The following is a 10836-nucleotide window of genomic DNA, read 5'->3' on the forward strand; positions in this document are numbered from 1 at the left end:
TAATAAGGTATAGATTATGCAATACAAGAATATCATATTTGATTTGGGTAATGTCCTGGTGAAGCTTAATCCGGAAGGATGCATCGGGGCTTTCAAGGCGATAGGAATGGGGGAACTGGCTAATCCGAATCCTCAGAGTGAAGGGATGAAGCTGATGAGCAAACTAGGGGTGGGAATGATTACCACCGAAGCATTCTGTGATGCATCCATACCTTCCAGAACGTGAAGTTCGATGATTGGCTTGCACTTCGATTCTGATGAAAATGTCAGAATCGAAGCTTTTATTGAATGGCATCAACATGATTTATCAAATGATACCAGGTAATTTATCAAACGATGTCAGACATGCATAGAGCGGAACGTTGATCATCCAATCCTGGTCCTTATAGGGAAGCATGGAGTAGCGGAGTCCCTTCAGTTCCGAATTGTTGGTGATGAATGTTCTGAGAGATTTGGCTTTGACGTTCACCTCTGCCTTTACTTCAATCGGTATAACCCGGTCGTGCCATTGGGCTAGGAAATCAATCTCTATTGTGGAGTTATCCACAGCATGATAGTATAATGAAATATCCTGGCTTTTCAGCTGGGTGAAGACATATAATTCCGTGAAGGCACCTTTGTATTCTGAGAATATGCCATCTCCTACCAACATCGATTCAGCTGAAGTCTCTGCCATCGCTCCCATCAGTCCCACATCGAGCATGAAGAGTTTGAAGGCGTTCAGGTCTTCATAGAATTTGAAAGGGAGGCGTGGGGTATTGACTCTCTGAACCTTATATGCCAGTCCGGCATCTATCAGCCATTGGATGGCCAGTTCGAAATCTGCGGCTCTGGCACTTTTCTTTACGGCTCCATAGATGAACTTCTTGTTCTCTTTGGCAAGTTGGGCAGGGATACTGTCCCACACCATATTAATGCGAGGCACTTCTCTATCTGGTGCGTGCTTCGAGAAATCTCGGCGATAGTCTTGTATAATCTGCTTTTGGATGGAACGGACTTCCTGTAGTCCCTTCTGCTCTACATGGGCGAGTACGGCGGCTGGCATTCCTCCTACATAATAATATTGTCGCAGCAGGCTGATCAATTCTGTTTCCAGTAAATTGATGACGTTCCAATTTCCTTCTTTCAAGATGCTTGCCAGCTTCGCTTTTCCCATGGCATCGAGGAATTCGATGAAGTTCATCGGGTAGAGGCGCAGCTCTTCTACTTTTCCTACTGGATATGATACCCCGCTATGGAGTGATATTCCCAGCAGGGATCCTGCCACGATGATATGAATATCAGGAGCATCCTCGCAAAAGAACTTTAAGGCTTCTAAAGCCTTGGGACAATCCTGTATCTCATCGAGTACCATAAGGGTATCGTTAGGGGTAATATCTACCTGGCTGATGGCGGAGAGTGCCATCAGTATATCAGCAGTTGTGCCGCCTTTTTCAAACACTTCTGCTGCCTTCTGATTTCTGTCGAGACTGAAGAATGCAAGCTTTTTATATTCTCTTTTTCCGAATTCTTGCAGGATATAGGTCTTGCCTACTTGTCTTGCTCCGTTGAGAATCAGAGGTTTATGGTTTTGCTTATTCTTCCATTCTACGAGTTTGTTATAGATGCTTCTTTCCATGATTTACACTTTTTCTAACGAATAATCGTATGAATTCCGCACTTTTTCTAACGAATAATCGTATGAACTTCACACTTTTTCTGACGAATAGCGGAGCAAAGATACACTTTTTCTGACGAATAGCGGAGCAAAGATACACTTTTTCTAACGAATAACCAAGGAAAAGGCCGACTTTTTCTCTTTTTCTTTTAAAACTTAATATTTGTTATACATTGTGGTTTATTCGCTTTTTCCAATAAAATGTTATACCTTTGCCAACTCATAATAACTAACAAATAATATCAAAATGAATTTTTACAAGACATTAGGACTGAAAAACAGTCGTATCGACGTGGCTGATGCCTTGCGAGGATTGGCAGTGGCAGGTATTATTCTCTATCATTCCGTGGAGCATTTCAATATGTACGATGGAAGCATAGAGCATGCTTATACGCTGGGGTGTGATGATTGGATGGCAGGTGGATGCATCGGCATTGAGTGAGGTGTATGGAAATATGTATAATGGTCATCAGCACGGCACCTTCCTGGAGAATGCCTACAGTAACCTGCGATACGGACAGGTGGCTACCTATTACTGGTGCCTGATGAAGGGAAGACATACGCAGACCATCTGCCTTTTCGTACTCGGAATGCTGGTGGGCAGAAAGCGTTGGTTCTATAATGAGAACAACAACCTGGCTTTGTGGAAGAAGGTGCTGGCGGTTTCCATCCTGGTATTGATTGTGGGTGGCATCGCTGATGTGCGCCACATGGAAACATGGAACAATTGGCTTTATCCTATCTACAACTTCTTCATCCTCTCGTTTGTAGTATCAGGATTCGTTTTGTTGTGGTACGGAAAGGAATGGTTCAGAAAGGGATTGTCGTTCCTGCGCCAGTTTGGTAAGATGAGTCTGACCAACTATTTCCTCCAGTCTATCATCGGTTGCGGACTGTTTGCTTATTATGGCTTCAATCTCCAGACGAAGCTCGGCATCACCTACGCCTTTTTTGTGGGTATTGCCATACTTATTAATGCGGCTTATCAGAAGGTAAAAGTAGTTATAGGCATATCCTTCTTTTACTAATAAATGTTATATTCCCGCCATTCCTTTTCCAAATCATTTGTTCTCTCCCGAATTTGCTGTACTTTTGCAGTAAGTATCTAATTAAAGATTAAAAGTGAAATTTAAATAAGGTATAGATTATGCAATACAAGAATATCATATTCGATTTAGGTAATGTCCTGGTGAAGCTCAATCCGGAAGGATGCATCGGGGCTTTCAAGGTGATAGGAATGGGGGAACTGGCTAATCCGAATCCTCAGAGTGAAGGGATGAAGCTGATGAGCAAACTGGGTGTGGGAATGATTACCACCGAAGCATTCTGCGATGCAGCCCGTGAGTTGACAGGGACCGATGTGACGAATGAAGAGATCATCGATGCTGCCAACAAGATGCTGGTGGAGATTCCTGATGAGAAAAAGAAGCGACTCCTGCAGTTGAAGAAGGCTGGTTACCGCCTCTTTCTCTTGAGCAATACCATTGATATACATTGGGATTATTGCGTGAAGCATCTCTTCCCTTATCAGAATTATGGGGTAGAGGATTATTTCGAGTACTGTTTCCTCTCTCAGCGAATGCATTTGGCTAAGCCTGATGCCCGTATCTATGAAGAGGTAGTCAAGCAGGTGAACATCTATCCCGATGAAACTCTCTTCGTCGATGATCTGAAGGAAAACTGTGAGGCTGCCGAGAAGCTGGGCATCCATACCTTCCAGAACGTGAAGTTCGATGATTGGCTTTCACTTCGATTCTGACTTCTTATCATCTGACAGGAAACCCTATCTTGTTACACACATAACAAAGCGAGAAAAATGATATATGTAAATTATTGCCACAAAAACAACATATCCGATAGCAAAATGTCATTTTCAAGGCTAAAAACAAGTGGTTGACCCATATCAAGAAAAATATATTGCAATGATATTTCTCGGCAAAAGATGCCGTTATTCGATAAAAAAGTGTTAACTTTGCACTCGTGTTTAAGGAATAACAAATAATAAATTTTAAAAAGGTTAATAATTATGATGACTATTTTTACAATGGCTTTCGCCGCAGTTATGTTTTCAGGTATGGTTCTTTGCATGGGCATGTTCTTGAAACACGTAGTAAACTCAATTCCAGAAATGACTAACATGAGCCATTCTGTTAGCTTGAGCAAGTAAGAATAGAACATACGATATACATAATATATATATGTGAATCACTTTAGAAATAGAGAGAGATTTATATAAAGATGAGGGTGCGTCATAAGTCTGTGACACACCCTCTTTTATTTTTTATTTATCCTTTCTGAATATCTTATCCACGACTATAGCAATGGCGCCATCGCCGGTTACATTGCAGGCGGTACCGAAACTGTCCATCGCAATATAGAGGGCTATCATAAGTGCTTGCATATCAGCATTGAAACCTAAAACTGAGGCTAGCGGACCTAGCGCTGCCATGACGGCTCCTCCCGGAACTCCCGGAGCTGCTACCATGCAGATGGCGAGCACGAAGATGAAGTTGAGAAAGAGAGGAAGATTGCAAGGCATACCATTGATGAGACAGATGGTGAGCGCACAACAGGTAATCTTCATCATTGATCCCGAGAGATGGATGGTGGCACAGAGCGGAATGGTGAATCCGGCAATGCCATCGGTGACGCCGTTTTTCAAGGTCTGCTTCAGAGTTACCGGAATGGTGGCTGCTGATGAGGATGTGCCAAGTGCCGTGAAGTAGGCTGGCAACATGTTGAGCAGCAGCTTAAAAGGATTCTTGTGGGACAAGCCGCCAGCCAACAGATATTCGTAAAGTAAGATGACGATATGAAGTACGAGAATCACGAGGATAATCTGTGCGAAGACCAGCAGAATGTGGTAGGCTTCGCCGGAGAAAGTCATGCCCAGGAAGATGCCGAAGATATAAAGGGGCAGTAGGGGAATGATGACTTTGGCAATGACACCTGATACGATTTCCTTGAATTCCTGAAAAACGTTCTGCATGGTGCGGCTGCCTTTGTGGGCAATGCCCAGTCCGGCAATGAACGAGAAAACGAGAGCGCTCATCACATCTACCATGGCTGGTATTTTGATTTCGAAGAAGGGTTTGAGTTCTTCAGCCTTATCTACTGCCACATGGGCTGAGTTGGCTATCATGTGTGGAAAGAGTGCCGAACCTGTACCATAGGCTAGCAGACCCGCCAGGATGGTGTCGGCAAAGGCGATGCCCACGGTGGCAAGGAGGAGTTTTCCGGCTCCGTGACCGATGTCGGCAATGGCTGGTGTTACGAGACCGATGATGATGAGCGGTATCATAAAGCCCAGAAACTGGCTGAAGATGCCGTTGAAGGTGAGAAACGCTCTGACGGCCGCTTCATTGAAGAAATTGCCGAAGATTACACCCAACAGGATGGCAATGATGATTCTTGCCAATAGTGGCATTTTGATTCTTTTCATATTCGTAAAATTGCTTTTTGCCTGCAAAGGTACGATATTTCTGACTTTTTTCCAAGTATTTTGCTGTTTTTTTAGAATCTGTCATGCTTACTGTACAACTTTCATGATGTTCGAAGGTGGGCGCTGCGACATGAGTTCCTGCTTCATGTAATCCATGTAGGGCGCTACATGCTGATAATAATGGTAATAACCCGGACAGAGATAGTTGAGACCGGAATCGCCATACCTATCTTTCATGAAGCGGTTCTTTGGGCATTCTCCATGACAGGCAAACTCCATGTCACACTCCTTGCACTGGCGGGGAAGAGAACTGTGTTTCAGACGGCTGAACTCCTGTTGCTGCTCACCATAAAGCATGTCGATGAGCGAATGGTCACGGATATTGCCCAACTTATACTCCGGAAAAACAAAGTGGTCGCAGGAATAAACATCGCCATTGTGCTCCATCACTCCCGCATGACCGCATTCCTTGGAATAAGCACAGATGCCGGGAGAAATGCCCATCCAGTTTGCCAGTGTGCAGTCGAAAATCTCAACGAAGATTCTGCCCACATCCTTCCGAACCCATTCATCGAAAATTGCACAGAGAAAGTAGCCCCACTGCTCCGGCGCAACCGATGCCTCGCTCAGAGAAATCTCATCCTTGTCGGCAAGACTTGCCAGGGTACGGCCATCCTCATGTCGGGTCAGTCGCTCAACGATAGGTGTGAACTGCAGAAACTGACAGCCGTTTTCCTTGAAGAAGCGGTAGAACTCCAGCGGATGATTGGCATTATAGGCATTCACCACCGCCATCGCATTCCATTCTACCCCGTGTTTCTTCAGCAGTTTGATGCCTTGCATCACCTTCTTCCACGATGGTTTTCCCGCAGCCGTCAGCCGGTAATGGTCATGATCAGGCTGCGGACCATCGATAGAGATGCCTACCAGCCAATGGTTCTGGGCGAAAAACTCGCACCATTCATCGGTCAGCAACGTGCCGTTGGTCTGAATTACGTTGTCGATACGCCTGCCTCCAGCATACTTTTGCTGTAGGGATAAAGCCTTGCGGTAGAAGTCGATGGAGCGCAGCAGAGGCTCGCCACCATGCCAGGTGAAGAGCACCTGGTTCATGGTTTGCGCCTCAATATATTCTCGGGTAAACTGTTCCAGCATCTCATCGCTCATCAGATGTCGCTGAGCAGTGGGATAGAGCTTGTTCTTCTCCAGATAATAACAGTATTTGCATGCCAGGTTGCAATGGGCACCCGCAGGCTTCAGCATTACATACAGTGGCTTGGCAAAGGGATTTGCTATGTTGTCGTTTATCATTTTTTCTTGAATCTAGTTGTAATCTCTATCTCTCTGTAACCGGGAGAGAAAATCAGAACTTTGGCAGCGTAATTTCGAAATCCTTGCTGTCTCGATGCTCCTTTCTGATGGCAGCCAGGAGTTCGGTAAGAATCTTAGGATGTTCTGCCGCCACATTATGGTCTTCGTGGATATCGGAAGTCAGATTATAGAGCCGCGGCTCGCCTTTTACTACCACCAGTTTCCAGTCGCCCTTTCTCACGCCAATCTGGTCGGTTTCGTGAAATTCCCAGTACAGGTAATCGTGATGTTTCTGCTCTGCATCCTTGCCCAGAAGGGTAGGAGCGATAGAGATTCCGTCGAAACCATCACCAGCCAACTTTCTGTTGGTATAACGCTTGGCAAAGTTTCTGATGCCAGCCAAATCGCAGAAAGTAGGCAGCAGGTCGTAAAAGGCAAACTGGGTATCGTTCACCGCTCCTGCCTTGATATGCTCAGGCCACCAGGCGATAAATGGTATGCGGATGCCGCCTTCGTAGCACTGGCGCTTCAGACCTTTCAACTTACCGTCGCGACCGAAGAACTCTGGATCAGCACCACCTTCTTCATGCGGCCCGTTATCTGAAGTAAAGATGACAACGGTATTCCTGTCGAGTCCCTTCTCCTTCAGCTTGGCGAAGATTTCGCCCACATACTGGTCCAGTCGGGTAATCATTCCGGCAAACTGTGCATGGGTATGAACCGCAGCGTTGTATCTCGAATCTTCCCATCCGCCCCAGGTTTTATCGGTAAAGAACTGTTTCTGGTAATTTTCTAGAATAGAGTCTTCCGGCTGGGCCAGTTCGGCATGTGGCAGGGTATAGGTAAGGAATCCTACGAAAGGATGTTCCTTATCCTGTCTGTCAATCCATTCCAGTGCCTTGTCGTGGATGATGCGGGCCGAATACTGCTTGCGCTTGAAATAATCCTTGCCGAACATCGGATGCTGGATGTTCTGTTCCATTACCTCTCTTACCACCGCTGTATCTCCCATTGCACGACTGTAGCGGTTCAGGAAGTTAGGATAATAGAGATGAGCCTGAAACTGGCAGATATAGCCATAGAATTCGTCCACGCCACGCTTGTCGGGAGTAGAAGCCGAACCTTCATATCCGCCAGCCCATTTCCCGAATACGCCGGTTCTATATCCTTCGTCCTTCATGATTTCGGGCAGAATCTTATGCTGCGGGTCGTAAGGTTCCTGTCCTACGACAGAATACTCCTCGTTGTTGCCATATTTTACCATTGGCACACCTCTCCAGTATTCCTTGTTTCCACGCACATGTGTATGTCCCGTATGCTGACCCGTCATGAGGGTAGCTCTCGACGGAGCCGAGACGGGAGAACCGGCATAAGCCTGGGTGAATCTCATTCCCTCCTGTGCCATCCGGTCTATATTAGGCGTGTGGATATAAGGTTGACCGTAGCAAGCCAGATCGCCATATCCCATGTCGTCACACAGTATGAAGAGAATGTTGGGTGGGGTGTTCTGTTTTGCACAGAGCTGGGTAGGAAGGCACGCCAAACCTACCCCTGTAAGCCATATTGTCTTGTTCATATCAATGTTATTTTGTTCGGTTTCTTTACTCATCTACCTTCAGATTCCTGCGATAGGTAGCGAGGAGTTTCTTCATTTCCTTTTCTACCTTCTGCATGCCAGGCTTGCCGTAGAGGTTGTGCAGCTCGTTCGGATCAACCTGGATATCATACAACTCGTAGTAGTCAATATCGGCATCATCGGTGATGTAGTTGATGGATTTGAGATATTCGAAACACCAGTTTTCTGAAGTTCCCGGTTGGCACTGATACTTGTTTTCTGGAACGGCTCTTTCACCACCCTTGCCGTAGAAATGAATCAGTTTGTAGCGCTCGGTTCTCACACCATCGTGCTTGCGTACCAGATGATAATTAGGGTAGTCATAATAATGGTAATACAGACTCTTACGCCATTTTCTTACAGGCTGTCCGGCAAACAATGGTTGGAGCGAAGTGCCCGGCATATAGGCAGGCTTCTTCAAGCCCGCCAGGTCGAGGAAGGTAGGAGCAAAGTCGATGTTCTGTACCATCTGGTTGCACTCGCTCTTAGGCTGGATATGCTTAGGATAGCTGATGATGAGCGGTGTATGGAATGATTCCTCATACATGAAACGCTTGTCAAACCAGCCGTGTTCGCCCATGTAGAATCCCTGGTCGGAGGTGTATACGATGATGGTATTATCCGTGAGATGATGCTCATCGAGATAAGTCAGGAGTCGGCCTACACTCTCATCCACCGAAGCAATCACTGCCATATAGTCGCGGATATAGTTCTGGTATTTCCATTCTACCAGTTCCTTACCCGTGAGATTCTTGCTCAGGAATTCTCTGTTTCTCGGCATGTAATAGGCATCAATAGCCTCGCGCTGCTGCGGTGTCATGCGGTTCATCTCTCCCATGAGTCCGGCATACGAGTCTCTGCCTTCCGGTGTAGAAGAGTCGTACATTTCGGGCACTTTCAGGTCGCGTACCATTTCCATATATTCACCGATAGTCATCTTCTGGGTGGATGCAGCCGAGCCTCGGGTCGCATAGTCGTCCCAGAAGGTTTCAGGTAGCGGGAAGTTTATTTTGCCGTATTTCCCAACATACTTGGTGCTAGGCATCCACAGACGGTGGGGTGCCTTATGATGAACCAGCAGACAGAATGGCTTGTTTCTGTCTCTTTGGTCGAGGTATTCGATGGCATGGTCTGTGATGAGGTCGGTGGCATATCCCATTTCCTGCTTGTATTCTCCGTAATGGTCTGTTGATGCGAAGGTCGGGTTGTAATATTGTCCCTGGTCGTTGAGGATGTGATAGAAATCGAAACCTTTAGGACGGCATGACATGTGCCATTTTCCCACTACTGCCGTCTCATAGCCTGCCTTCTGCAGCATTTCAGAGAAGAAGGTTTTGGTGGAATCGATGCCCTCTGCCAGCATGCGCTGTCCGTTCTGATGACTGTAGAGACCGGTCATCAGACAGGCACGGCTTGGTGTAGAAAGCGAGTTTTCAACGAAAGCCTCGTTGAATTTCATTCCCCTTTCTGCAAGTCGGTCGATATTTGGGGTAGGCGCCAGTTGGGAGATGGCACTGCCGTAGGCGCTGATAGCCTGTATGGCGTGGTCATCGCACATGATATACAGGATGTTTGGTTTTTCGCCTGTATTCTGGGCGAAGAGAGATAGCGGCAAGGCTTGAAGGGCAGCCATCGCCAGCAAAGATCGGTTGAAAGGTTGATAATTATTAGCCATAATGTTTTGTATTAAGTTATATCTTGCAAAGGTACGCTGAATATTCGTAATTACCAAAAATTTCGGGATTTTTCTTAAGAGTATTTCTCTTATTCTTCATAAAGAAACAGTGCCCTTCCTGTTTCACGACAGAAAGGGCACACAACCTAGTCTATTCTCGTACATGATGTGTTGATATAACATAGAATAGTTGATTTTTTATGATAAAACTATAAGTTATCTTTTTCTATGTCCTTGAAGTACTTGTATGTGCTGACCTTCAATTCGTCAGTAGCACTCTCATCGCAAACGATGATGCCATGCTGATGAAGCTGCAGGGCACTGATGGTCCAAGCCTGTGTAACAGGACCCTCAATGGCAGCCTGGAGCGCACGTGCCTTGTTATGACCATTGCAGAGAATCATCACCTCTCTGGCAGCCATAACTGTTTCTACACCTACGGTGAGGGCTGTAGCCGGAACCTTGTTCATATCGCCATCGAAGAAACGTGAATTGGCAATGCGGGTGTCTGTAGTCAATGACTTGACACGGGTGCGGGAAGTGAGTGATGAGAAAGGCTCATTGAAGGCAAGGTGGCCATCAGGACCGATACCGCCGATAAAGAGGTCGATGCCGCCAGCCTCAGCAATCATCTGCTCGTAGTGTGCACACTCTTCCTCCAGGTTCTCAGCGTTACCGTTCAGAATATGGATATTCTCCTTAGGGCAGTCGATATGGTCGAAGAGGTTGCGGGCCATGAATGAATGATAGCTCTCAGGGTGAGACTCCGGCAAGCCTACATATTCGTCCATGTTGAAGGTGAGAACGTGCTTGAAAGAGATTTCGCCAGCCTTCACAGCCTTTACGATATCTGCATACATGCCCATAGGGGAAGAACCGGTAGGCAAACCTAATACGAATGGCTTTTCTGCAGTAGGCTGGAATGCCTTGATTGTTTCAACAACGTGACGCGCAGCCCAGCGAGACAGTTCGTCATAGTTTTTTTCTATAATTACGCGCATAGTTATAAAATCATGTTTCAAATATTTATCAAGACTGCAAAAAGAGGGGTGCCAACTCACTTGGCACTCCCTCTTGATGGTATGCTCGGCATGAGCTTATTCTAATGGGTGCAAGTCCCTAACAAGCCCTAATAT

The 10836-nt window shown here is 46.2% G+C and carries 10 protein-coding genes; 4 read left to right on the forward strand and 6 right to left on the reverse strand.

Annotated features, from left to right (window positions below):
- Window positions 1-16 precede the first annotated feature (16 nt).
- The gene (locus tag F7D47_RS03380; RefSeq protein ID WP_194252584.1) at window positions 17-226 is read left to right on the forward strand and encodes a hypothetical protein; all 210 of its coding nucleotides are present in this window, start codon (window positions 17-19) and stop codon (window positions 224-226) included.
- 81 nt (window positions 227-307) lie between these two features.
- Here the strand turns inward: F7D47_RS03380 and F7D47_RS03385 are convergent, their stop codons facing one another.
- Entirely contained in the window at window positions 308-1618 is a 1311-nt protein-coding gene (locus F7D47_RS03385; RefSeq protein WP_153084901.1) for an ATP-binding protein, read from the reverse strand.
- Between the two features lie 286 nt (window positions 1619-1904).
- Here F7D47_RS03385 and F7D47_RS03390 point away from each other — a divergent pair, with 286 nt between their 5' ends.
- From F7D47_RS03390 to F7D47_RS03400, 3 genes are all read left to right on the forward strand, one after another.
- Window positions 1905-2099 carry a hypothetical protein gene (locus tag F7D47_RS03390; protein WP_153084902.1) on the forward strand — a complete coding sequence of 65 codons (195 nt, stop codon included), beginning with the start codon at window positions 1905-1907 and terminating at the stop codon, window positions 2097-2099.
- Window positions 2041-2685 carry a DUF418 domain-containing protein gene (locus tag F7D47_RS03395; RefSeq protein WP_153084903.1) on the forward strand — a complete coding sequence of 215 codons (645 nt, stop codon included), beginning with the start codon at window positions 2041-2043 and terminating at the stop codon, window positions 2683-2685. The genes F7D47_RS03390 and F7D47_RS03395 overlap by 59 nt, the downstream gene beginning before the upstream one ends.
- 119 nt (window positions 2686-2804) lie before the next feature.
- Entirely contained in the window at window positions 2805-3416 is a 612-nt protein-coding gene (locus F7D47_RS03400; RefSeq protein WP_153084904.1) for an HAD family hydrolase, read from the forward strand.
- 522 nt (window positions 3417-3938) lie between these two features.
- Here F7D47_RS03400 and F7D47_RS03405 read toward each other — a convergent pair.
- The 5 genes from F7D47_RS03405 to nagB all read right to left on the reverse strand — a co-directional run bounded on the left by F7D47_RS03405 (window position 3939) and on the right by nagB (window position 10701).
- The gene (locus F7D47_RS03405) at window positions 3939-5099 is read right to left on the reverse strand and encodes a dicarboxylate/amino acid:cation symporter (RefSeq protein WP_118080185.1); all 1161 of its coding nucleotides are present in this window, start codon (window positions 5097-5099) and stop codon (window positions 3939-3941) included.
- An 87-nt stretch (window positions 5100-5186) separates the two neighbouring features.
- Entirely contained in the window at window positions 5187-6410 is a 1224-nt protein-coding gene (locus F7D47_RS03410; RefSeq protein WP_153084905.1) for an anaerobic sulfatase-maturation protein, read from the reverse strand.
- A gap of 52 nt (window positions 6411-6462) precedes the next feature.
- Complete coding sequence (locus F7D47_RS03415) at window positions 6463-7986, reverse strand: arylsulfatase (protein ID WP_153084906.1); 1524 nt, start codon at window positions 7984-7986, stop codon at window positions 6463-6465.
- 25 nt (window positions 7987-8011) lie between these two features.
- On the reverse strand, window positions 8012-9658 hold the full coding sequence (locus F7D47_RS03420) for a sulfatase family protein (protein ID WP_153084910.1): 1647 nt from the start codon (window positions 9656-9658) through the stop codon (window positions 8012-8014).
- 251 nt (window positions 9659-9909) lie between these two features.
- Window positions 9910-10701: a glucosamine-6-phosphate deaminase gene (gene nagB, locus F7D47_RS03425; protein ID WP_153084907.1), complete on the reverse strand. Its 792-nt coding sequence runs from the start codon at window positions 10699-10701 to the stop codon at window positions 9910-9912.
- Window positions 10702-10836: the final 135 nt, after the last annotated feature.

The organism is Segatella copri (assembly GCF_009494835.1).
In the GTDB taxonomy this organism is placed as follows: Bacteria; Bacteroidota; Bacteroidia; order Bacteroidales; family Bacteroidaceae; genus Prevotella; species Prevotella copri_F.